11 protein-coding genes and 1 tRNA gene are annotated in these 25702 nt (G+C 49.3%); 7 read left to right on the top strand and 5 right to left on the bottom strand.

The features are described from left to right. Nucleotides 1-466: 466 nt before the first annotated feature. Nucleotides 467-1639 carry a TadE/TadG family type IV pilus assembly protein gene (locus V144x_RS20910; protein WP_144987795.1) on the top strand — a complete coding sequence of 391 codons (1173 nt, stop codon included), beginning with the start codon at nt 467-469 and terminating at the stop codon, nt 1637-1639. 372 nt (nt 1640-2011) lie between these two features. Here the strand turns inward: V144x_RS20910 and V144x_RS20905 are convergent, their stop codons facing one another. Beyond that, entirely contained in the window at nt 2012-3478 is a 1467-nt protein-coding gene (locus V144x_RS20905; protein WP_144991049.1) for an arylsulfatase, read from the bottom strand. A 371-nt stretch (nt 3479-3849) separates the two neighbouring features. Here V144x_RS20905 and V144x_RS20900 point away from each other — a divergent pair, with 371 nt between their 5' ends. Continuing rightward, nucleotides 3850-4620 (top strand): M90 family metallopeptidase, encoded by a 771-nt coding sequence (locus V144x_RS20900; RefSeq protein WP_197998557.1) that lies wholly within the window; start codon nt 3850-3852, stop codon nt 4618-4620. Nucleotide 4621: 1 nt separating this feature from the next. Here V144x_RS20900 and V144x_RS20895 read toward each other — a convergent pair whose 3' ends face one another. Next, nucleotides 4622-5725, bottom strand: a complete 1104-nt coding sequence (locus V144x_RS20895) for a PA0069 family radical SAM protein (protein WP_144987791.1) — start codon at nt 5723-5725, stop codon at nt 4622-4624. A gap of 436 nt (nt 5726-6161) precedes the next feature. Between V144x_RS20895 and V144x_RS20890 the strand changes: the two genes are divergently transcribed. Beyond that, the gene (locus tag V144x_RS20890) at nt 6162-7151 is read left to right on the top strand and encodes a tetratricopeptide repeat protein (protein WP_144987789.1); all 990 of its coding nucleotides are present in this window, start codon (nt 6162-6164) and stop codon (nt 7149-7151) included. Nucleotides 7152-7252: 101 nt separating this feature from the next. Here V144x_RS20890 and V144x_RS20885 read toward each other — a convergent pair whose 3' ends face one another. Beyond that, the gene (locus tag V144x_RS20885) at nt 7253-7705 is read right to left on the bottom strand and encodes a hypothetical protein (RefSeq protein ID WP_144987787.1); all 453 of its coding nucleotides are present in this window, start codon (nt 7703-7705) and stop codon (nt 7253-7255) included. A gap of 587 nt (nt 7706-8292) precedes the next feature. Between V144x_RS20885 and V144x_RS20880 the strand changes: the two genes are divergently transcribed. Beyond that, the gene (locus V144x_RS20880) at nt 8293-22428 is read left to right on the top strand and encodes a golvesin C-terminal-like domain-containing protein (RefSeq protein ID WP_144987785.1); all 14136 of its coding nucleotides are present in this window, start codon (nt 8293-8295) and stop codon (nt 22426-22428) included. Between the two features lie 971 nt (nt 22429-23399). Then, nucleotides 23400-23861 carry a Flp family type IVb pilin gene (locus V144x_RS20875; RefSeq protein ID WP_144987783.1) on the top strand — a complete coding sequence of 154 codons (462 nt, stop codon included), beginning with the start codon at nt 23400-23402 and terminating at the stop codon, nt 23859-23861. A gap of 177 nt (nt 23862-24038) precedes the next feature. On the opposite strand, the gene V144x_RS20870 is transcribed toward V144x_RS20875, so the two are convergent. After that, nucleotides 24039-24111 (bottom strand) — tRNA-Ala (locus V144x_RS20870). 81 nt (nt 24112-24192) lie between these two features. Between V144x_RS20870 and V144x_RS28495 the strand changes: the two genes are divergently transcribed. Continuing rightward, nucleotides 24193-24348: a hypothetical protein gene (locus V144x_RS28495; RefSeq protein WP_197998556.1), complete on the top strand. Its 156-nt coding sequence runs from the start codon at nt 24193-24195 to the stop codon at nt 24346-24348. Between the two features lie 37 nt (nt 24349-24385). Further along, nucleotides 24386-24949, top strand: a complete 564-nt coding sequence (locus V144x_RS20865) for a DinB family protein (RefSeq protein ID WP_144987781.1) — start codon at nt 24386-24388, stop codon at nt 24947-24949. Between the two features lie 14 nt (nt 24950-24963). Here the strand turns inward: V144x_RS20865 and lexA are convergent, their stop codons facing one another. Then, nucleotides 24964-25569, bottom strand: coding sequence for a transcriptional repressor LexA (gene lexA, locus V144x_RS20860; RefSeq protein WP_144987779.1), 606 nt, complete (start codon nt 25567-25569; stop codon nt 24964-24966). Nucleotides 25570-25702: the final 133 nt, after the last annotated feature.

The following is a 25702-nucleotide window of genomic DNA, read 5'->3' as shown; positions in this document are numbered from 1 at the left end:
ATCTGGGTAGGTACCACTAATCTTTTTTTGTTTCCATTTCACTGTATTTTCTCTACAATGAAATTTCCAAGCAATTGGTAATTGGGCCAAAGATATTCGTCAGGCACAAATATTGAAACAGTTTCTATTTTGATATGCAGGCTACAATCTGCAAAACAAGAAACATCTTAGGTAAGTTTCATTGTGTTGGAGCAAATTCTGGCGATATCTAAAAATCCGGATCATTAAGTTGGCAGTCGTCCAACTTTAATTGATTTCCGTGGTAACCGTTTTCTTATTGTCGGTTCGTAGATTTTTTGTGCCACTGTCTGGCTTGGAATCCCTCTGAATTCTTATCCAGTCAGATATGATCCCCTCAAATTTAGCTTCTTGAACAATACATGATCAATTGAAACGAGTTGTGAGAGGACGAACATTGTCTACTGAAATACTTACGTTATTCATTTTTTAAATTAAGGCAGTAACAATGAAACGAATTCTTACTAACACGAATTCACACCAAAACCGTCGTGGGATTGCCATTCTTTGGCTCATTCTCTGGGGGTCCTTGTTCCTGACGTTCTTCTGTGTTGTATTAGAAATTGCTACGTTGTGGCAGGCACAGATAGAAATCAATAATGCTTTGGATTCCGCTGCACTCGCTGCCGTCAAAGAATGGGGAGACAGCGGTACGGGGTCGACTCAGATTCCCAGAAATGTTGGTGTGGCCTACACGCAAGCGAATCCAATACTGGGAGTTGCTTTTACTCCGAATACGAATTTTACGCCTCCTGTTCCTGGCAACCCCAATGGTAATGCTTCCAATACGGGGAATCTTGTATTTGGCGCAATTGATTCCATAACAGATCCAATTATATTTAACGGGAACGCAGACGCCAGCTGTGCTGCCGGTGGCGTGACAATCACGATTACTCAATTGAATAATGGCAATAGTGCAGATCCTAATACGATCCGATTGGGCTTTGATTCGGGAACGAATCTTGCAATTGACTCGGTCGCATTTACTCTTCCACTTAGGAATGGTGGTCCTCCAAATGCACAAGCATTTTTTGCTTCTGGTACAGATCCTCAGGTGTCAACGGTTATTGGTACTTTTAGTGGAGTAGATGTGGACCCTACTAATCCCGGACCTCCAAACTGGGATTGCCCTAATCCGAATGGCGATGTTTGTTTTACATTTGAAGATCTGATATCTCCTGGCGAATTTCGAACAGTTCGAATTAATTTTGATAGTAATTCATTTACAGCAACAGATTTTCTTCACTTTGGAGTTTCTACCAACCAATTAGGCCCACCTGGGTATACTCCTCCTCCAATGCCAAATAATGTTGGTAATGCATGGGGAGAATTTGGGGTTACAGCAGAGGTTACTTTTCGCAATACCATTACCAATGTGACATCAACGGCTACAGCCACGTTTGTCAATCAACCAGCAAACGGAGTTTCACAGGCAACTCTTACTGGTGGAGCGGGCGGATTTCCCGCCGTCATCGCTCAAGCAACTGTGCCCGTGCAAGGGTTTTGTACTCAAGTATTTGGGGTTAATTTCTTCAACGCAAGTGCATCCTCAATTGCCTATTACGACTGCGGTACAGGTCGCGCTGCTCTAGTCAGTGTTGATAATATTATCTTCCCCTGAAAAATGAATCTCGTTTTGTAAGACCCGTTATGTTCCGCACATGATTCTCAGAAAGGGCAAAAAGTGTGTATTTCCTTTTTGAGAATTAGCGGGCCAAAAGGCTATCTTTGTCTCAGATCATTTTCCGTTTCTTCTACCTGGTCTATCGTAAAACACATCATTCCGTCTCCTTGACTGACATTGGAATCAAACAGCAGACAATCTCGTTTCTGTCTAGTAATACGTAATTCCCTTCTCTTTGACTCAAAAAAAATGGAAGAAAAAACGAGATGTTGGGAAGTGAATCGTAGAGTGATCTTTTCAGAACAATGAAAAAAGCAGACTGAATCCAGTCTGCTTTTTCGGTTGAAACAAAGTATTTTGGGGAAACGTTTAAAAACGCGGTTTACCATCGCCGGGAGCAGGTTGATTCTTATTCAACTTTCCCCTCGGTTTCCAGAGAGGATCTGGAGTATGTGATTGGTCCATCATCTCTTCGATTTTGTCCACGAGATCAGGATGCTGGCTGGCGACATTATTCCCTTCACCCAGGTCTTTTGACAGGTCATAAAGTTCTGTTTTTCCGGTAAACATCGGCATGCGGACGGCTTTCCAATTTCCAAATCGCACTGCCTGTTTGCCACCTCGTTCGTAGAACTCCCAGAAGAGGAAGCCATGCTGCTTTTGTTTCTTGGGGTGTCCTTCAATGGTGGGCGCAAAACTGACACTATCAAGATCGGGCGGGCAGGGGATATGTGCTAATTCGCAGGCGGTTGCCATCAAATCTCCAAAATAGCCAATGTGATCAGAGACGGTTCCCGCAGGCGTAGTTCCCGGCCACCGCACGATGAACGGTACACGAATGCCTCCTTCGTAGAGGTCGCGTTTCATACCACGAAGTGGGCCGTTGGCATCAAAAAACTTTGCGTCGTTTCTGCCTTCCTGATGATGTCCATTATCTGAGGTAAACATGACGACTGTGTTGTCGTCAATGCCTAACTTTTTAAGTCGATCCAGAATCTGGCCTACGCCGGCATCCATGAGGGTAATCATCGCGGCCTGTCCTTTATTGGGGTTCGACCAGTCTTTGTTTTGATAGATTCCATAGTCGGGAACTTCCTGTCCATCACCGACCATTCTGCCGGCTTCGTTATTGGCGTGGGGAATTGTTAACGCGACATACAGAAAAAATGGGTTCTTTGCATTCTGGTCTATGAAGTCGAGCGCTTCATTCATGATCAAGTCATGCGAGTAATCGACCTTCTTGGTTGCGACACCTCCGATGCCGGCAGGGTTTACCGATTTGGGGTCAATCACGTTGCGCAGTCGTTCTTTTTTGTTATTTCTCCAAAGGAACGAAGGGTAATAATTGTGTGCGTTGTGCTGGTTCAAATAGCCATAGAAAAAATCGAATCCTTTCAGATTCGGAACACCGGCGGTTCCTGCTTCACCAATGCCCCATTTGCCTGTGAGCCCTGTTTGATAACCCGCTTTTTTCAGAACTTGAGCAACGGTTATGTCATCCTTTTTGAGAGACTGGTTTTCCTGAACCGATGTGTTGCCACGCACTCGGGCATGTCCCATGTGCAGGCCAGTCATCAATACACAACGTGAGGGAGCACACACGGTGCAGCCTGCATACATTTGAGTGAATTTCATGCCTTCTGCCGCCATCTGATCGAGGCGAGGGGTTTTAATGATTTTTTGACCATAACATCCCAGGTCACCATACCCGAGGTCATCGGCCATGATAAAGATGATATTTGGCTTTTCTGGTGGGGCTGCTTTGAGTTGTGTTTGAACAGGAAACAGGAAACAGACGGCGATTGTCAAAAGCGTAAGTCGAATAATTTGAATCATGATGACTTTCAGGAATAGAAAGTGAATGGGTGAGTAATTATGTTGAGACATCTAACGATCTCTCAATTTTGCCAAGTTTTGTGTCTTCGTTCAATGAACGGACAGGGAACTTATCATTCTGGTACTGTCAAATTGAGTTTTTAAAGTTTTTTTAAGATTACCATCATTCTTCACTTGAAGCTGAATCTAGTTTCATTCGATAAGAACTGTAACGCGTTTTCCATGTCGATCTACATTGCTCACCTGGGTTCGTCAATTCCTGTGGCTTTCAGGGGCTCTGTTCTTCACTAGAAATAGTACTATAATTCTTGTGAATATTAAGATTTAGGTCACGCAATTATCTTCCAAATTACTGTCGAGGAATGTTATTCATGATTTTTACCTGGTTGCGAAACCGCCGACGCAGGAAAATCCTCGCTTCACCCATTCCCGATCATTGGAAAACCATTCTTGAGCAAAACGTAGCGCAACTCGATCACTTAACGGCACAGCAGAAAACGCTCCTGTTTCAACGCGTTCAGATTTTCGTCAAAGAAAAATACTGGGAAGGTTGTAACGGCTTTGAAATTACAGAAGAGGTCAAGCTGACCATTGCCGGTCAGGCCTGTCTGATCACGCTAGGGTTTGCCAACGATTGTTTTGATCGTCTGAAAACGATTCTTGTTTATCCCGATGCATATGTCGCAAAAGAGACTCTGATCGATTCCATTGGTGTCATGACAGAAGGTACCTCATTTCGTTTGGGAGAATCCTGGGGTTCGGGGCCGATCGTATTGTCCTGGGAAAGCATTTATGAAGGGGGGCAAGTTCCCGATGATGGTCGCAATGTCGTCATACACGAATTCGCGCACTACTACGATGCCCTTGATCGGCAGTTTAGCGGAACCCCTCCCTTACATGATTCGGAACAGTACGAGCAATGGACACGAGTCATGACTGCGGAATATGAATCATTGGTTTCGCAGTTACAGCATGGCAGAAAAACATTCATCGATCCTTATGGTGCAACCAATCCAGCCGAGTTCTTCGCCGTCTGTACGGAACATTTTTTTGAACAGCCTCGCCAGATGCGAGAATACTCTGTCGATCTGTACGAGACGATGAAACTGTTCTATCAACAGGATCCCGCTCAGGCGGTTTAAATTAGAAGAGTCGCAATTGCCCTGATGTAGGCAGGGGGGGACGAAAGTATTTCGTTTCCAGTGCAGGTAAAGACTGATCTAACCCATGTTTTTTCGCGAAGACCCGGAATAGTTTTCCGATCTGCTCTGCAAGAGTTCCAGTTCCTTTCATCCGTTTGCCGAACTGAGCTGTATAAAGATTACCGTCACGACAGGCTCGTATCCGTGATTCGATACGTGCTTTTTCATCGGGGCGCGTCCGCTCGAGCCATTCCAGAAAAACCGGTTTGACGGTATACGGTAATCGTAATAAAACGTAGTGCGCGGTTTGCGCGCCTGCGTCCGCCGCCGCTTCCAGGATCTGTGGAATTTCTGAGTCGTTGAGTCCGGGGATGACTGGCGCTACCATCACATTCACGGGCACACCAGCCTGGGACAGCTCTCGAACCGTACGGAGCCGTGCTGCAGGAGCACTCGTTCGCGGTTCCAGTGTGCGCGTCAATTCCTGTTGGAGTGTCGTGATACTGACATTCACCGCGATAATACGGTCTTCCGCCATACGGCTGAGGAGATCCAGATCGCGTAGAATGAGCGCGTTCTTGGTGATAATCGAGATCGGTTGTCGTGCCTCGGCTGCAATTTTCAGACAGCTTCGTGTGAGTTCAAACTGTTTTTCCGCGGGCTGATAACAGTCTGTCACACCAGAGAAGACGATGACTTCGGGTGACCATTGATCGCGTGCCAGCCAGTCGCGAAATAACTCGGGCGCGCGTTCTTTCACAAAGATTTTTGTTTCGAAATCTGTTCCCGCACTTAAGCCATGATATTCATGAGTCGGTCGTGCATAGCAATACGCGCAACCGTGGGCGCAGCCGCGATAAGGATTCACGCTATAGCGGAAACCGATATCCGGACTCTGATTTTCCATGACAAGAGACAGGCTGTGATCAGGATAATATTTCGTGGGCAGATGACGCAGACCCTCCAGGTATTCCGTATCATGTTCGAGCTGCTCGAAGTCTTGCTCGTAAAGTACGGGCAGAAACCGGTTCGGAGGGTTGATCTGTGACCCCCGGCCTTTGGCCTGTGGTGGCTGCGACGAATTGATGAAACACCTCACACTCATTTTGATAGAATCTCAGAAAACTGCAGGAAGTCTATACGAATGATCATTTTTGTCAAGCGGTGTGTGAAGATCTTTTTTCTAGTCGTCATAGCGATTTTAAGTGGGAATGGCAGTCTCAATCGGCAAAATTTGCCGTTCAGAAGGCATTTGTGAAACTATAGGTTTTACTCCAGCTGGGAATTCAAGAAGACTCTATCGATTCTCTGACTTCTTTCATCTTCGAGAGGGGGGAAAGACGATATTTGAGAGTAAGTCCCGTTGTTTTGTGCTAGTTTTCTCTCAAGCAAAACTCCACACGGCATTTATTAAATTACTTCCGAGTAACTTTCAGGTCGAATTTAAACTTTTTGATACATTTAGTTTTGGCCCAGGATGGTCTGAGTGTTTCTCACAATGGATAGTGAAACATCACAATTTTATTTTGTGAGGTAAAGGAATGCGAAACTCAACTAATAAATGGTATTTAATCATGATTGCCGGAGTGGCCACTCTGTATTCAACAGGGTGTTCACATACGCATAATATGGTAGGCTCGAATCTGATGCAGCCTGCTCAAGAGTCGCCACAAATGGTTATGGCTCGCAGAGCAGAGGAGAGTGGTCAGTTCGCGACAGCAGAACGAACCTATCGTGTCGTCCTACAAAGAAATCCCAAAAATGCGACCGTTTTAAATCGTATGGGGATTGTCTACTCTAAAATGGGGAAGCAGGATCAGGCAGCCAAATATTTAATGGAAGCTGTTAAGGTTCAACCAGAAAATCCCAAGTTTCTAACAGACCTGGGTTATGCTCTCTATCTCCAGAACGATCTGCCAGCAGCCGAAATTGCTTTGGAAGAATCGATCAAGCGTGATCCCAGTTCCAAACGTTCATTCAATAACTTGAGCCTGGTTTTAGGGCATCAGGGACGAATGGACGAAGCATATCAAATCGCTCGTTCTGTCCTGAGTGCAGAAGAAGCACATGCCAATATTGGCTATATTTGTCTGCAACGAGGAATGTTGGATGATGCAGCCCAGCATTATAATCGGGCTTTAGAGCTCAACCCCGATCTGGATTCTGTCAAGGAAGCCATCGTACAGGTTGCGGAACTGCAGAAAAAACAGATGCAGTTCAATGAGCAACAATCAGAAGTGGAAATTGCTCAGAGTCCTGTGATCGAGCCTGCTCCTGTAGAAGAAGAGCCTGTTGTTTCCGAAGATCCACAGTTCCGGATTATTTCCGAAGCCGACGTCATCAATCCTGAAATGATCGAAGTGGATGAAGTACCGGTTGCTCAAATCTCGGGTGTTCAAGAGATTTCAATTCAAGGATTTGAGCCTCCTCTGCATGTCAGTAATGATGATTTCATCCCGTCAGAGAGTAACGAATTCTTTGAAACGGTTCAGAGCACTGAGTCGATGACCAATGTGCGGGCTGAAGAATAATCACAACTGATAACTGAAGTGACCATTTAAGACAAAAGGAGCAGAGGTCTGGCGACTTCTGCTCCTTCTTTTTATGTGTTCTGGTCGATTCTCTTCACTGACTAGCGTGTGTTTGGTCTGGTACTGGCAGTATTCGCTATACTGTTTTCGCCACGCAGGGGATCATTGGGATCCACTTTCTGGAAAAGGAGTTTTCGTTTGCGTTCACTTTCTTTTTTCTTTTCACCTACCCTTTTGAGATGGGTCGGTGTGAGTTCGATATGTTTGGAAGAGAATGCAGCAAAGTCGAAATACAAGACAGACTTTAAATCGCTTCTTCTCATATCCATAATGATAGTTTGAGGCTTGGTTTCGGTGTTTAGGTAGTAAAGACCTTTTTGACGTCGATCGCCCTTATTGATTGTGTAAACAATGCCGTCTTCCTGAAAGATCATGTTCGGGCCGCCTCGACTCGTCCAACGGCCAATCAGATTAGCTCGTTCCGATTTTTGGCACCCGCTGGTAATACAGGCCAGAACCAACAGTAAACCCATCCCCAAATGCTTCAAACGCATCTCAATCCTCTAGTTTTAAGCCATTTCCGATACCAATTCGCGCAGTTCTACTAAGAAGACTGCCCCCGTCTCACAATATTGTGTGTTGAGAACAGACCAAATGTAAAGAAAAATAGTCTGCATTGAATAGAAGTTTTCAGATATTCGCACAATTTTTGAGGGATAAAAGGCGCGAAGGGGCTCGCTGTCATTTGTTAAAAGGTGATCTTTAGGGAGAAGACGTGATGAAAATACTGTTCGCGATGAATATTTTGTGTAGGTGTGAGTGGTTTGAGTGAAATGCAAACATCTTGGTAAATTTGTTAAAATTGGGAGAAGAGGTGCTTTTTTTGTGGAAATATTTGGGATATTTCGATATTGATGGTTAGATAATTCAAGGTGGATTCTTTGCGCAGATTCTGACTCTGAGCATTTTGACATCTTAAAATCATAAAACATGGTGCTGAATGGAATGACGAGTGGGCGGAAATTCTTCCATAATACACAGAGTCATTCAATTCAGTCAGTAGCGAATAAAGATTATTACAGTTCTTACATTTGGTTGTCCTTCTACAACTATTTGACCTACTAACTGAGGAGTTGACAGGATGCTGCTTACTAACTGGCTCGGTACTCTCACGTCTCGAATTCAAAAACGTCGTGTCTTCCGATCGCGAGATCGACGCAACATACGACAACGTTGGCAGTCGGTTGTCAACAATCAAATCTCCACAACAGAAGTTCTGGAAGATCGGACGTTGTTGACGACCTTCTTTGTGGATGACGATTTCTCTGGTCTGTCAAACGGTGACAACATCGTCGGCACTGATACCGATCCCATCGCACCTGGAGATCAGAATGCCATTTTTGGAACGACGGCCTTTGATACGATTCAGGCAGCGGTGACCGCAGCAGTCGCAGGCGATACCATCAATATTGCCGCCGGAACTTATGTCGAAGATGTGATCGTGGATACCTCCGTGATTCTTCAGGGAGCCAATGCCGGGATTGCTGCGGGGGTTGACCCTGGTGTCCGCGGCCTGGAAAGTGAACTGACCGGCGGGTTTCGTCTCTTTGCGAACGATGTTGTGATTGACGGACTGAAGATCGTCGATGGGACCGGTCCGGCCGGCATTGGTGATATAACTGCTGTCTTCATGACCGCCGGCACTTCGGGGCATACGATCGAGAACAGTATTCTGGAAGGCCCGGGAACGGGAGTCAGTAGTCGTGGTGTGCTCTCTACATTTAATGGAAATAACGACAACATCACGATCCAGAACAACGAAATTTATAATTGGGTCAGCGGTATTTTTAACCAGGGCAACACGAATGTAGACATTTTCGGCAACAACATCCATGACGTGGTCGTAGGCATCGCCAATGACTTCGTTGCTGATGTCAGTATCGAAGGCAACGCCTTCAGCAACGCATCGGGAGGTGTCGGCGTCTTCAATAACACTTCCAATGGCGTATCCGATGTAGCCGTTCATAACAACTTTTTCGACTCCTCAACGCTCTCCGAACTCATCGGTCACCACGGTGGAGATGCTATTGACGCTTCCGGCAACTGGTGGGGCGGCACGGACGAAACAACAATCGCTAATTCCATGAAGAGCGGCGGTGTTGCTGGCGACGCTTCGATGGTTGACTTCACTTCATTTTTGAATGTCGGAACAGACACGGATGGCGGGACAGCCGGTTTCCAAGGTGACTTCTCCACACTCAATGTCACGACACTGGGTAGTCAAACAGGTCTTGCTGGGCGTATTCAGGAAGCGATTGATAGTGTCACGTCCGGGGGAACCGTCAACATCCTTGCCGGAACTTACAATGAAAATACGAATGTCAATAAGTCCGTCACTTTGAATGGAGCCGGCACTGGCAGCACGATTATTGATAATGCCGGCAATCTATTTATTGTAAGTGCAGATGATGTGACATTCCAGAACATGACCTTGCAAAATGGCTCGCAGGGAATTCGTGCTCATTTACCAGCAGGCACAATCGATAACCTGCTGGTCGACGATGTGGAATTCATTGGTAACAGTTCGCGTGGGATTGAAATACACAATGACACCTTGATGACAAACATGACTGTGTCTAACAGTCTTTTCCAGAATAATGGTTCAGGCATCCGGTTTGCCTCTTCTGCTGTAGGCGATGGAGTCTATATCACAGATTCTGTCTTTGATGGGGGTTCATTAGGTTTTTATCAGGCGAACGACGGCAGCACTGGTAATGTGCGCGACGTGCAAATCACAGGTTCTACCTTCAGGAACTTTACACATACCGCTGTGTTCGCGGAAGAAATTCGTGATTCTACCGTCGATGATAATATCTTTGAAGACAACCATCGTGACTTCACTCTTTTTAAGGCTTACACTGGCGCGGGCACAGTCGTTGAGAATCTGCAGATCACCAACAATACAATGACGGACTCGATGGACACATCGATTATTATCTTCGTCACTGGTAGTGGGCTGGCGGGTACCGTCGATATTAGCGGAAACACAATTAACAGTGACGTTGGAGTCATGGATGCTACCGTTGGTAAGATTCAAACGTATCTTGATTCGAACTTCACTCACGCGCCCATCAATATCAACGAAAATGACATCACTTTTTCCGGTACGTTTGGTGCCGGTGCAACAGCCGTGCATGGGATCCAGCTGCGTGGCGCATCTGACCAAATCAATATTGAACGCAACACAATCGATGGTGGCAATGTCGGCAATGCTGGTGGAACACCACAATCATCTGGTGTTTTTGTTCGAACCAACGATGGTACAGTGGGAGCCGTTTCCGCATCTGCAGTGATCAATGTTTCAAACAACTCGATCACTGGTTTTGATAACGCCGTTAGTGTCTACGACAATGTGGGGGCGGCCTTTGGTGCATTGACTGCAGGAGCCCAACTCAACGTGAATGGCAACACACTAGCCGGTAATACGCTGGGAGTTGTCAGCGGTGCTGGAGAAACTGTCAATGCCTCCAATAACTGGTGGGGCAGTTCTGCTGAAGCAACCATAGCTGCCCTGATGACGGGCCCCGTCGACTTCACTTCATTTTTGGATGTGGGAACAGACACCGATGGAGTCACAGCTGGTTTTCAGGGAGACTTCTCTGTACTCAATGTTACCGCGTTAGGTAGTCAGACCGGACCGACCGGTCGTATTCAAGAAGCAATTGATAGCGTATCCTCTGGTGGAACTGTCAACATTTTAGCCGGTACCTACGCGGGAGATGTAGACGCTACCGGAAACAATGTCACTCTCGCGCCCGGTAATAGCCCCGGTCAGGTCACCATGAATGGCAATCTGACATTGGATGCCGACGATACGCTCGATATCGAAATCAACGGTATCCTCGCAGGAACCGACTTCGATCAGCTGGTCGTCAACGGAACGGTCGACTTAGGTGGTGCTACTTTGAATCTGATCGATGGTTTTGATCCCGCGGAAGGGAATCAGTTTGTGATCATCGACAATGATAGTACCGACCCTGTCACAGGCACATTCAATGGTTTGTCCGAAGGTCATGAATTTACCGACTTCCTCGGCGTCATCGGACAGAGCGCGTTTCTGACTTATGCGGGTGGAGATGGTAACGATGTCGCGATTGTTGTTGAAAACTCAACACCTCAGGTAGATCTACCCGTCGATGGAAATCCCGATGCTTACACCATCGCACTGGTAGGTGGAAATGTGGTCATCACAGATGATGCCACCGGAGACGTGATTTCGAATACGCCGTTAGCAGCACTCGGTGGACCGCTTGTCATTAATGGCGAAGACAACCAGGACGATACCCTGACATTCGACCTGTCCGGCATCGATGAAAATACTGGTTTGGAAATTGTCTTCAACGGGGGAGTCGGCGGTAACGACGAAATGACTCTCATCTCAACGGACACCCTGACATCACTGGATCATATTTTTCAGACTCCCAACGATGGTTTGATTTTTATCAATGGTCAGATCTCTCCAATTATTACTTACACGGGTTTGGAGCCAGTAACAGATAATCTCGTCGTTGCGAACCGTACCTTTACATTCATCGGGGCAACAGAAACGATCACGCTGTCTGATGATGGTAATTTGGGCGATGGTTTTTCTTTTATTGATTCTGACTTGTCTGAATCAGTCGTGTTTATACATCCCACTAACTCGTTGACGATTAGAACCGAAGCACTGGGTGGCAGTGGGGCAGACATCATCAACATCAATGGCATTGACTCAACTTTCGATCAAGACTTGATTGTTCTCGCAGGTACCGATGATACGATCAACACCGCCGCAGTTGACATTGGCTCCGGATTGTTAGATTTGACTGCCGATCAGGTCAACGTTAATGGTGCCTTTACCACAACGGGCACTGTAGACATTGAATCTACGGCTCAAGACATTACATTTGGCGCCGCTGGTTCGATCGACGCTGGTGCCAGTGATATCGATTTAACGGCGTTCTTCAATGTGGAATCGGTGAATGTGACCACAACCAGTGAAGTACGCGTGACTGCCACTGGTGGTGGTATTAATGACCTGACTGGAAATGCCCTGATCACTGCTGATCGCGTGGCCCTGCGTGTTGGTGGTCCAGGAGGGATTACCGGTCTCGAGACTGATGTCAATACCCTGGCGGCCAGTTCAGCCGGTGGAGGATTTATCATCGACAATCCAGGTGATCTGGAAATTGGCACCGTCGATGGCTTAAGCGGAATCACTGCGAACGCAAGTACCGTTTTCCTTACCACAACCGGATCGCTCACAGTGAATGATGCTGTTTCTGCTGGAACCAATGTTTTGAGAACTCTTGATTCTGCTAGTGCGGGACAAGATATTAACGTCAACGCTGACATCACCAGTACGAGTGGCGACATTTTACTGGAGACCGGTGATAATCTTAATCTGGCAACCGGTGTCACATTGGATGCCGCATCTGCATTGAATATCAATATTGATTTCTTGGATTTCGATGCTGTCGGGGGCATTGCTAACCTGAACGGGGATCTGATTGCAGGAACACAGATTACTGTGACTGGAAACACCGATGACGATCAGGTGATCATCGATGGCAATGGCGGGGCCACCAATGATGGTGGGACCGTAGACGGAATTCAGTCACTCTTCTCATTCGTTGGGGGGGGCGGTACAGACGAGTTGATCGTGGACGACTCGGGTGATGTGACCGGCGATACGATTCTCGTTCAAAGTTTATTTCCCGGAAGTGGTGCTGTAATCGGTGCCACTGGGGTTACCTTGGGCTTTGAAACGTTGGAAAACCTGACATTGTTTGCTGGTACGGATGCCGATGACATTACTGTCTCTCCAAACGTTCTGACAGCCATTGATATCTTTGGTGGTGATCCTACGATTGCTCCAGGCGATACATTGACTTACCTCACTCCTCCAGGGGAAACTTCCACATTGACTACTGATGGTCCAGACGGTGGAACTATTGAAGCAACGGGTGGATTCCAGGATGTCGTCTATGACGAGATTGAAGGCCTGACCTTTGGTGGCAGCGTGGCCGTTAATGGTACGTCCGGTGATGATGTACTCGTAATAACAGCGACCAGCGCCGATTCTGGTACCTATCAGATTAACGGTGGCGCGATCATCAATTTCAACGCAGCTACTGATTTCACCTTCAATGGTGATGACGGGGATGACATCTTACGAATTATCAACCCAGGGGGTGGTCTGTTTGATCCTACGGGCGGAATTTTCTTCAACGGTCAAGGTAACACAGCCGTTGGTGACAGCCTGGAAATCCTGGGCGGAACAGCGACCAACGTTGAACATCGCTTTACAACGGAAAATGACGGCAGCGTATTCTATAATGGTGAAGGCGTAGCGACGATTACCTATACCGGTCTGGAACCGGTTCTCGATACGATTGTCGCTACCAATCGTACTTTCAGTTTCCTCGGTGGCGCAGAGACAATCACGCTCTCCGATGATGGGGTTATCGGCGATGGTGTCTCACAAATTGACTCCGATAACTTCGGTGAAGTTGTTGCCTTTTTGAATGCCACAGATTCCGTAACGATCAATACCGAAGCATTCGGTGGTAGTGGTGTGGATGCCGTCAATATCGAAGGGCTGGACAGTACCTTCGATGCTGACCTGACCGTGAACGGAGGCACCGATGACACGGCGACCTTCCAGACCAACGCGACAGACCTCGGTTCAGGCGACCTGACTGTAGACATCGGCAACGTGGTACTCGATCAAGATGTGATCACAACTGGTAACGCAGACCTCAATGCCTCCGGTGGTTCAATTACTGATGGTGGATCCAGTGCTGCTGATGCCTTGACTACAGCCACAGCGATCTTAACTGCCACCGTTGACGTAGGGGGAGCAGTGGATGCGGTGGATATTGATGTTGCGAATCTCGAAGCTGATGCGGGAGGTGCCATTAATCTCAACGGCGTCAGTGGAACGACTTTAACCATCGGAGGGATCAGTGGTCTGGTAGGGCTCCAGTCAGTATCAGTACTTGCCCTGACGACGGATGCCGATTTACAAATCGATGAGAATATTACTACGACAGATAGCCTGATTCATCTTGAATCTTCAGCAGGTGGGATCACCATGTTGGATGGTGTCGTTGTGAACTCAGGCACTGATGATACCAATCTGATAGCCGATGGTGATATTGATCTATCGATCATTGTGGGTGATGAGGTGCGGCTCACCAGTAACAATGGTGCCATTCTCGATAACACCGGTGCGGAACAGGTTCTGATTTTTGCAGACCGTGTGGCCCTGCGAGCATCAACAGGGATTGGTACAGGCGACGAGATCGAAGTGGACGTGAATACTTTGGCCGCTGATTCGACCGCAGGCGTCATAAATATTGCAGAATCCGATGGGATTTCGATTGGAACTGTTGATGGACTCTTTGGGATTTTGGGTGCGGACGCGATTACTCTGTTTGTGGGGGGAATTGCAACAGTCGACGAAAACATCGAGTCCACTGGTGCCGCTTCACCAATCAGTTTCACATCCGGATTTGATATCACTGTCAATGCGACCATTCAATCCAACGGCGGAACCATTGATCTGCTGGCGGATCGTGATTTGATTTTGGGAGCGACTTCGGTCATTGATACCTTCTCCGCAGCCGCAGTGACGCTGATCGCTGACAATGATGGTTTTGGTGGTGGTTCCTTCACGCAGGCAGAAGGCGGAGTCGTCAATGCCTGGGGCGGTGTTCTGGATGTGATTTCCACCGGCGATGCCCGGATTGCCGATCTGCGAAGTGGCGGTGGTACCGTTCTCGTGGAGTCCCTCAGCGGGGCAATCATCGATAATACGGCCAGCGAAACTGCGTTGATTACCGGTAACGAAGCTGCATTAGAGGCATTCGCTGATATTGGTGCGGGGGGCCCGGCCAATATCGATACGGCAGTCAGCACACTGGCCGCCACAACGCCTAACGGCAATATCCAAATCAGCAATACGGGTGCTTTGGAAATTGGTACCGTCGATGGTCTGGTAGGCGTCAGTGCTGGTCTGGGAATGGTGAACGTGTCCGCTGCCAGTCCACTGACCGTGGCCAGCAATGTAACGGGAGCTGGCGATGTGACGCTGACTGCGACTGATGCAGCCGGACCCGGGGATGATCTCACCATCAATGGTGGTATCACCGTGACATCCACTGGGTCGAATGTGATCCTCAACTCAGGCGATGACTTCCTGCTCTCGCTGGGGGGATTCGTTCTGGCTTTATTCGGCACGATTGAGATTAACATTGATCCGATTACTGACGGTACGGGTGCGACAGTCGACCTGCTGGGCAACGTAAGCGCCACACAGACGACGATCAATGGTGGTGACGACGCGGATACCTTCAACATTCTACCGACCGCAGATTCACCGATCACGGTGAATGGTGGCGATCCCACATTACCGGGACCCGGCGATGTACTTAACCTCGACTTCAGTGGTCTGGCTGCTGCACCATTCCTCACACTGGGTGGAGCACCCGGCTCGGGTTCCTTCGGATTTGTTGCTCCGGACCTCGAACAGACTGTGGATTTCACCAGCATCGAAAACGTCAACAGTGGTGGGACTCCCTTCCACCTGGTATTGGACATGTTTGCCGCCGGTTTCCAGAATGCGGCCGATGACACGATTGACGTGCAACTGGATGCCGCAGGCACGAACCTGTTGATCGACGTCAACGCCAGCAATATCTTCTCTGGCGCCGCCGCCGACATTCTGTCGTTCACCGTCATTGGTTCGACCGACAACGAAACACTCAATATCAACGAATCACCGGGTGGTCTGCCTCTGTTCGATGTGGCGGCACCTGCGATTCCTGGCTCAAACGGTTCGCATCTGAACAATGCCGCCGATACGTTGCTGGAAGATCAGTTCAATCCGACCACCTACGATGCCGACGACATCACGATTCACTACGATGGTGGTGATGGTACTGATGCCATCAACGTCAACTTCACGACCGCGCACAACGCGGCTTACTTCTCGGACAATATTGACAGTCTGGGCAGTGGTAACATCGTCGCAGCGACCCCATTGGGAACCGACATCGATCTGGGACTTTCCTTTGGTGCTGTGGAAGGTGTGGGCATCAACGGCGCCGGTGGTGGCTTGCGGGTCGATGCTTCATCGACTCCCTTGACCACAACTGTGAATATCGACGATGACGGTGCCGCGGGAGATGGTGTTTCCCAGATCACGGCCAACGGTGGTTTTACCAATATGGTCTTCAGCGGCTTCCAGGGACTGCAGGTTGTTTCCGGTACGGGGGCAGAACTGATCGACCTGATCGCATTGGACTCCGCAACGACTGTCACCCAGATTGAGCTGGATGCCGACGATGTGTTTGCCGCCGATGATACGGCCAACGACACGATCCGTGTGCGTTCCACACCAGCGGGCGTGACCGATGTTAACATCCTGACCGGTCTGGGCAATGATCAGATTCAGATCTTCGACGCTGGGAATACAGTCGATAACATCTTTGCTGATATCACCGTCGATGGTGAAGGCGGTACTGACACGCTGACGATCGTTGATTCCGGTGATGCCACGGGGGATACGTTTGAAGTCACTTCGACGACCGTGGATGGCCTTTCCAGTGCCGCGGGCACTGATGTGACGTTAGTGAATATTGATGACTTGAACGTGACGGGCACCGATGGCAATGATGTTGTTGAAGTCAACATGACCACACCAGAAGACCTGAATAACGTGATCCTCAACGGCTTTAACGGCGATGATGATTTCTTTTTATTCAACACCACGCCTGCCAGCGTCGATACGCGTTTGAACGGGGATGCCGGGGAAGATTTCTTTATCTTCCTGGGCAGCAATGTACTCAACGGGTTCATTGACGGGGGTGGCGATGCAGACACCCTCAACTACAATGCTTACAGCAACGCCGTGCATATCGCCCTGTCAGGGCTGGGCACCATCGATGGTTTCCAGGGCCGTGAAAACAACGGCAGCATCCTGGGTACCGGTGTGGCCAGCCTCGGCTTTGATAATATCGACGATCTGATCGGCAGCCTGGGCAACGATATTCTGGAAGGTCCAAACCTGAATAACTACTGGGGCATTACCGGTACTGACGAAGGTTTCCTGATTGCCGATCGTCCCAATCTGATGAACGGTCGTCCGACCACAGCCGGAGATGCAATCGCCACACCACCCGAACAGCGAATTGACTTCACTATGTTCGAAAACCTGATCGGTGGTAACCAGCAGGATCGCTTCGATGTAAGTGATGGCGCTGGTCTGACCGGTACGCTCGACGGGGCCCTCGGTAACGACAGCCTGGACTACCGCGACTTTACAACCGGCGTCACCGTCGACCTGTTTGCGGGCACCGCGACCAACATCGGTGGTGGCTTAGTCGCAGGCACCGGTGGCGGCGATGACGACAACAGCATCGAAAACGTCTTCGGTGGAAATGGCAACGACAATATTACCGGCGACAACGATGACAACATCCTCGGTGACGGCTTCGGCAGCGACAACCTGGACGGTGGCGGCAACGGCGTTGGCAGTGAAAACGGGGGCAACGATGTCTTCCTGATGGAACCGGGGGCTGGCGGCAGCCAGGATGTGATCACCGACATCCACGGTAACGACACGATCGACTTCCGCTTCGCCAGCCAGGGCATTCTCTTCGATGTCGACATCATCAACACCCCACAGGATGTCTTCGGTGGTAACACCATTGAACTAAGACAGATTCAACCTCAACAGCCCGACACGAACCCCAGCTTCATGGAAAACATCGTGGGCAGTGAGTTCAATGATATTATCTTCATCGATCCACTCTCGCAGGATGGCAACTTCCCGATCGACGGACCTCCGGTGCTGCGTTCGGCTGACGGCCGCGGGGGCATTGATGTACTCGACTTCGACGCCAAAGGCCAGGAAGTGATCGACACCGGTTTCTCCCTGACCGCCGACGGGGTGGGCACCGTGCAATACCTGAACTTTGAAAACGTACGCCCCTTCGAAGACACCCCCGCCTTCATTGTCGATGACGGCGACCTCGGCTTCTCACTTGGGGGCGACTGGCCCTTCCATCCGGGGGGTACGGCCGCGATTACGAATGGTATCGGTTTTGGAGATGACGTGCATTCGGTACGTGAGGAATCTCCGATCGGTAACGGACCCGCGCAGGCCTTCTGGGAATTCTATGGTTTGACACCGGGTGACTATCGGATTTCGGTCACCTGGCCCGTTTCCACCAATCCCACGGTCGTCGGACAGGCGGCCACGGATGCCCCGTATACGATCTTCGATGGCGCCCGCACCGACATCGGTACCGCCGCCGTCGATCTGGGAACCATCGATCTCAACCAGCAACTCGAGCCGGATGACTTCACCGCTGATGGCACGGTCTGGGAAAACCTGGGTGTATTTACAATCAACAGCCGGACGTTGACCGTCATGCTGACCAATCTGGCCAATGGCCGCATCACCGCCGATGCGATCCGCATCGAACGTGTCTCTGCCGGACCCGAAATCGAACTACGCGATATCACCGATGCACCGGTCCCGCCGACGATCATCATGGACGGTCATCAGGGGGGCATCAACTTCGGTGCCACCGAACTGTTGACCGATGCGGTCCGCACCTTTGAAATCACGAACCAGGGTAGTGCACCGCTGAATATCAGCAACATTGTGGTGCCAGCCGGCTTCACAACCAACCTGGTCAATCAGGCGATTGCTCCCGGTAATACGATTCAGTTCACACTGACCATGGATTCGAATACCTTCGGCGACCGTTCGGGCATCTTCTCCTTTACCACCGATGATGTGGATGAAGAGACCTTCAACATCCTGTTACAGGGTTCGGTTTCGAATGTGATCATCATCGATGACGGGGATACCGATTTCTCCGCCACAGCCGGTTTTGTGAGCTTCCCGGATGCGGTCAATAACGGGGCCGGTGGGTTTGAAGGCGATGTCTCGGGTGCGGTCCCCAATCAACCGGGCAGTACACCGCAACCGGGGGCGGAAACCGCAACCTGGACCTTTACCGGTCTGGCCGATGGAAACTACCGGGTCTCCACCACCTGGTCGACCACACCAACGGCCACCAACCGTGTGGACGATGCACCTTTCACTCTGAACGGAGGGGGTCCGATCGACGTGGATCAGACGGTTGCCCCGTCGAGCTTTGTCGACGCCAACGGTGTGCAATGGTTCGATCTGGATGTCTCCTTCTCCGTGATCGGCGGGACACTGACTGTGGAACTGACCAACGATGCCAACAGTTTCCCCCGCGACCACTTCACGCTCTCCAACGGTGTGATTGCCGATGCGGTCCGCATCGAATATCTGCCGGAACCTGATATTCAGGTGACCGTGGACGGGGACGTCGTGGAAGACGACACCGGCGTGGTCGACTTCGGCAGTACGCTGCCGGGCATTCCAATCATCAAGACCTTTACCGTGACGAACCTGTCAGCCGATCCCGTGGATGTTACCGGCCTGATCGAGTTTCCGCCCGGTTTCAGCATTGATCCGGCCTCTCCCTTCGGGACCGACACCACACCGGTGACGATCAATGGCGGGTCTTCGGTGACCTTTACCATCCAGTTTGACGGGGGCACCACAGGTTCGACCTTCGGTCAGATCTCCTTCACAACCGGTGATGAAGACGAAAATCCTTATAACTTCACCGTGATGGGGGAAGCGGGCCCCTCCACCGTGGGTGTCAACGATGCGGACTTCTCCACTGTGGGAACCTGGAATGAGCTGGAAACAGGTAGTCAGCTCGATCCGGAGTTTCTGTATGCGGGCGACTTCTTCCAGGGAGGCACAGGCGCCAATGCGGCGACCTGGACCTTCGATGTGGAACCGGGCCGTTATCAGGTGGTCGCGAACTGGTACGTGAATCCTAACATTACCACCAATGGGGTGGGGGCTGCTTCGAATGCTCCCTATACGATCTTTGATAACGGTGCGACTGTGACCACGGTCGCTGTAGACCAGCGGACGAGCAGCGATGACTTCCTGGATGACGGAATCCTCTGGGAGTTCATCGGCGATCCGGTGCAGATCACCAGTAACACGCTGAGTGTGCAACTGAGCGATAATGCGGACGGCATCGTGTATGCGGATCAAATCCGAATTTACCGTGTCGTGGATCCGGTGATCGTTGTGGAAGTCGGCAGTGGCCTGGACACACAGGAAGTTGCAGACGGGGGCGCCGTTGATTTCGAAGAAACGATTGTGGGGGCTCCGGTCATCCGCACGTTTACGATTACGAACTTTGGTGAACGCAACATGGCTCTGGGCCCCATCAGTATTCCGGCCGGCTTCAGCATGGTGGCCCCTCCGGGTAATACCAATCTGCCTCCGGGTGCTTCCACGACCTTCAGTCTGCAGATGAACGCCGCCACGTCGGGCAGCTTTGGGGGCATGGTCTCCTTTGGCGTGGATTCGACCGATGCGAATCCGTTTAACTTCATGGTTTCCGGATCGGCTTCGGCTTCGATGATTGTGGACAACGGCGACCTGGATTACACCAACACGGGTGATCCCTGGGAGACCAGAACCGCCCAGGTGGCCTACATCGACTACTTCCAGGATGACCAGGACTTACTGATTGGCGGCGATTTGCCGGGCGTCAATACAGCGACCTGGCAGTTCACCAATCTGGGCGCGGGCACCTATCAGGTTGCCAGCCACTGGTTCCAGCACAGTAATCTGGCTCCGAATGCCCAGATCACGATCTCAGGGATTGTCGGTGGTCCGATTACGGTCAGCCTGGATCAGCGGTTTGCTCCGAACGACTTCAGTGCCGACGGCACGAACTGGGAAGAACTGGGCAACTTCCAGGTTGCCGCCGGTGGCACCCTGACGGTCACGATGAGCGATGATGGTGCCACGGGTCATCTGGCCGCGGACGCCATGCGACTGGAATTGATTCCCGTCGGTCTGACCGCTCCGGAAATTGAAGTGCGGGCCGGTGCCACGAATCTGACCAGTGGTGCCAGCAGTGTGGATCTGGGCACCTCCAACTTCGGTAGTTCGTTGTTCCAGACATTTACGATTACCAATACCGGAACCGCGACACTGAATTTAGGAGCCATCACTCCACCTGCCGGTTTTGTGGTTTCGACCCCGTTGGGCACGACGGCTCTGGCCGCCGGTCAGTCGACGACGTTTGAACTGGAGTTCAATGGAGCGACTTCGACATCGGGTGCCTTGACCATTGCCAACGATGATGCGGATGAGAATCCCTTCAGCTTTACTGTCTCGGCGACTGCGGTCAATTCACTGATCATTGACGATGGAGATGCCGGCTTCACGAGCGGAGGCGACTACTTCGCATCGGGGGCTGTGGCATACCGTGGTTTTGATTCTCAGAAAATGAATATCGGGCAGACCGGTACGGCAAGTTGGAACTTCACCGGTTTAGTGGCCGGCACGTATCAGGTCTCAGCGACCTGGGACGGTCATCCACTGCGTGACACGGGTGTAGACTATAACGTGACCAGTTCGGGAGTCGGTGGCGGAGCGATTGCCATCAATCAGCGTATCGACCCGAATGACTTTAACGCCGAGGGTTCGAACTGGGAGATCCTGGGAACCGTGACCATCGGTGCCGGTGGTTCGATTACCGTGACCCTGAACGATACGGCCGTGGATGGTTCGATTCTGGCCGATGCGATTCGCATTGAACGTACGGGACCGCTTCAAGCCACCAGTAGTGTGGCCAACTCGGGAGCCCCTGTGCTGACGCAGGCCGATTTGAATTCGGTACGTGATGCGGCGTTGAGCTACTGGACGGCTACGGGGATTTCTGCCGCTGAGCTGGAGCGACTGCAGTCGATCAGCTTTGTACTGGCCGATCTGCCGGACACGATGCTGGGGGGTGCCACGAGTACGACGATCATGATCGACATCAATGCCGCCGGTCATGGCTGGTTCGTGGATGACACACCCTTTGATCACAGTGAGTTCACAGAAGACGCCGATGGCGGCCTGAGTGCGAACGAAGAGAGTGATGCCTTTGGTCGCATGGATCTGTTGACTGTGGTCCTGCACGAATTCGGTCACACCCTGGGTTATGCCGACCTGGATGCGGAGGAAGCGGGTCACGACCTGATGAGTGAATCCCTGGGTGAGTCACTCAGACGCCTGCCCGTGATCGAAGAAGCGGCCGACACGTCCGACGTGGATGACTTCTTCAGTTCGATTGTTGATGGCGACAATCCGCTGTTGAACTAGTCGTCTGACTGAGAAAAACGTCAGCCCTCTCAAACTCCGGTTTGAGGGGGCTTTTTTTGTGGATTGCAGACAGCTTTGAGATTCATTCTATTCAGTTCAAGCGAGCAATTCTGCTTTCACATTCTAATACCTTCCCGCTTGCTCTCTCTCATCTGCTCTGAGTCAAAATCTAACTCTCAGTGACAGGCTGGTGATTCTCATTTTGGCTCAATTCGTTTCATAATCTGCATAATCCCTACGATTGGTATTCTTGTCAAAAGTGTTAAAACCGGTGTAAAGCAATTTGAACATTTCGAACGTCCAGGGGTTTTTTGAAAACGACCTCAATAAAAAGTTATGATTGTAGGGGTTTTATAAGTTGATACTATTATTAGCTTTATAGCGATTGTGGTGGTGCTGATTGTTGTGTGAATTGCAGGAGTGGCACGTGTATTGCGATTTGTATTGATCAGACCGAATATTTCGGACTTAACGAAAAGACCGGATTTAACGGTTATATCAAAATCTTGATTATCAGCTTCTGTGGCATGAACGTTGGCCGAGGAGTGCATCGCATAGAGAGTGTGTGTGGCGACCTGAGAGACCGTTACACAAGTCGGTGACCTGAGAGACCACCGATGACTGATTGACTGAAGCGGGAAGAGATTCTGGTTTACTTATCCTGATTTTTTATGGTGAGTGAGGTATTGAGTTCCGCCTTGATAACCAGAGAAGGGAAGCCTGAGAAACTTTCCTTTCCCGCTTTAGCCAATCAGCAATTTCAAAACCGAGTTGAAGAAAATTTCCAGGGAACTGTCCCTGTGATGATAAACAGCAGTGTCAAAAAAAATCGCGTTGAAACGAAATGGCGCAGGCTGAGAAATGAGATCGAAAATCATTCCAGGCAGATTTATTTCGTGAGACGATTCCAACATCCAAGATTTTCAATTTTATGAAACGCAAGTTAATCAAAATAAACAAAGGAGCTTAAGATGAGTCATCTCGTAAAACAATTTTGGAACGATGAAAATGGTTTCATCATATCGGCAGAGTTAGTAATCATTCTAACTGTTGCTGTCTTAGGAATGATCGTAGGATTAAGCTATGTTCAGACAGCTGTGGTGAGTGAATTTTCAGATGTAGGGAGAGCAATTTCCTCTTTGAATCAGAATTATGCCTATACCGGATTTTATTCGACTGGCTTTTGGGGAAAACCGAAAGCATTTTATTCAGGCTCTGCTTATTTCCGATATGATCCTAATCAAGCTGTTCTGGGATATGATGGTTGTAATTATCTGAATCGTGGCAGTTACTCACAAGATTTTCAACTGGAGCCCGAAGTGGTTGAGGAACCATGTGACAGATGCAGGTCAGGGGAAGTGCTTGAGGAGCCTTGCCCGCGATGTGAACTTAATCATTCACTACCACCACTGCCCATTGAGCAACCGCAGTAAACAAGCGGTACTACTGCTGCTCTTTTCTCAATTGAGATATTGACTGGCCTGTATTTCTTTGTGGAATGCAGGCCAGTTTTCCATTAATCAGAGAGAAACTCATTTCATTTCTGCCAGGAACGAAATTGTTAGTTGGCAATAAAAAAGCTTACTGTTAAGACAACAGTAAGCTTGAAATGGAGGATACCGGGCTCGAACCGGTGACCTTTTGGCTGCCAGCCAAACGCTCTCCCAACTGAGCTAATCCCCCTAAGCGAGGTAGAAACTTCCCTAACGTAAATGTAAGGATAGAAAATAGTTTCGGCAATTCAAGTGCTGAGAAACAATCTAAATGAAAAAAACAGTTAAAAATCTTCCTATGAATTTAATCCCCTTTAAGCAGGGGATTTCCGGTCTGATTACGGAAATGATCGATCACATATTCCCGAACCCATTTTGTGGAATTTCACTCTATCTGAATGAAAGTAAACTGGTTATTTTGGCATGAAGAAACTCAACACTTCATTTCTAACGGAGGAGAGTCTGTGTCGGTCAAGTTGATCTCGCGTTTGCATGAACACCGTCAATGGGTGAATCTGGCATTGATTGCGTCTGCTGAAATGCTTTCTGAGGCGCAGAGAAAACAAACATTCAAGATAGGTCAAGGTTCTATTTGGAAGTCGTTATTACATCTTTACGCGGCTGAGTATGTCTGGCTGGAAGCATTATTGGGTGATGACTCTCCCACCTTACCCGGTGATCTGCCTGAAGAGTTACCGGGCAATCAAAAAGGATCTGGCGCGATAGAATCGTTCGCAGAGTTGAAACAGAATTGGGCAGAACTGGATCAACGCTGGAATCGATATTTAGACCAACTGACAGATGATTCGCTAGAAGAGATCGTGAATAAAAGAAGTACCAGTTCTGGCAAAGGGAAAATACATCAGACAAAACGCTATGATGTTTTATTACATGTTTGCACTCACGCCCAATATACAACTGCCCAAGTTGTGAATATGCTACGTCAGGTCGGCGCAAAAACTCTTCCCGATACCATGTTGATTTCAATGGCTAGAAAACAGATGGCTTTAATCTCAGATCAGGATTAGGTTAAAGCGACAACTCAAACAAATTTTCGGATGACGCCTTTTACGACGCCGAGGACTTTGACGTTATTCGAATAGATGGGAGCCATTATTGCATTTGCGGGTTCCAGGCGAATACGTGACTCTTCCTGATAGTAGCGTTTCAATGTGGCTTCGTGGTCATCAACGAGCGCGACAACGATATCTCCCTGCTCGCAGGTATCCTGTCTTTTGACGACGACATAATCCCCCTCTTGAATTTGCGCATCGATCATCGATGAGCCTTTGACTTTCAAGCAGAAATTATCGGAAGATTCAAATAGCGAACTGAAGTCAATTTGGGTTTCACCTTCAGGAGGTGCCACGGGAGCACCTGCTTTTAACAAACCAGCGAGAGGAAAGTTTGCTGGTTTTTGAGAGTTATCGCAAAGTTGGATGGATCTCGAAATGTTGGACTCTCTTTTGATGAGTCCTTTGCGTTGCAAAGCTTTTAAATGTCCGACTACACCATTGGGAGATCGAATATCAAATGCGTCTCCAATTTCTTTCACGGTAGGGCCATATCCGCGGTTTACAATTTTGTCCTTCAGGAACTCATAGATTTGCATTTGTCGTTCAGTTAGTTTGACATTTTGATTAATCATGCCTGCTTCCAGTCTCTTTCAGCAAAAACGGTTACTACATTGTGAAACGTGGAATTAACCACACAATGGCCCGTTATTTACACTTATGGACTCATGAGACGGTAAAAACTAACAGTCTTTTTGGTCGATTAGG

The sequence above is a fragment of the Gimesia aquarii genome, assembly GCF_007748195.1.
GTDB classification, from domain to species: domain Bacteria; phylum Planctomycetota; class Planctomycetia; order Planctomycetales; family Planctomycetaceae; genus Gimesia; species Gimesia aquarii.
Note: the sequence above shows the minus strand (reverse complement) of the source record. Positions and strands in the feature narration are given on the sequence as shown.

Excerpts from the sequence above, each read along its gene's own strand:
- V144x_RS20880 (WP_144987785.1), top strand. The coding sequence starts at position 8,293 with ATGCTGCTTACTAACTGGCTCGGTACTCTCACGTCTCGAATTCAAAAA.
- lexA (WP_144987779.1), bottom strand. The coding sequence starts at position 25,569 with ATGATTAATCAAAATGTCAAACTAACTGAACGACAAATGCAAATCTAT.
- V144x_RS20885 (WP_144987787.1), bottom strand. The coding sequence starts at position 7,705 with ATGCGTTTGAAGCATTTGGGGATGGGTTTACTGTTGGTTCTGGCCTGT.
- V144x_RS20890 (WP_144987789.1), top strand. The coding sequence starts at position 6,162 with ATGCGAAACTCAACTAATAAATGGTATTTAATCATGATTGCCGGAGTG.
- V144x_RS20895 (WP_144987791.1), bottom strand. The coding sequence starts at position 5,725 with ATGAGTGTGAGGTGTTTCATCAATTCGTCGCAGCCACCACAGGCCAAA.
- V144x_RS20910 (WP_144987795.1), top strand. The coding sequence starts at position 467 with ATGAAACGAATTCTTACTAACACGAATTCACACCAAAACCGTCGTGGG.
- V144x_RS28495 (WP_197998556.1), top strand. The coding sequence starts at position 24,193 with ATGAAAAAAACAGTTAAAAATCTTCCTATGAATTTAATCCCCTTTAAG.
- V144x_RS20875 (WP_144987783.1), top strand. The coding sequence starts at position 23,400 with ATGAGTCATCTCGTAAAACAATTTTGGAACGATGAAAATGGTTTCATC.
- V144x_RS20905 (WP_144991049.1), bottom strand. The coding sequence starts at position 3,478 with ATGATTCAAATTATTCGACTTACGCTTTTGACAATCGCCGTCTGTTTC.
- V144x_RS20900 (WP_197998557.1), top strand. The coding sequence starts at position 3,850 with ATGATTTTTACCTGGTTGCGAAACCGCCGACGCAGGAAAATCCTCGCT.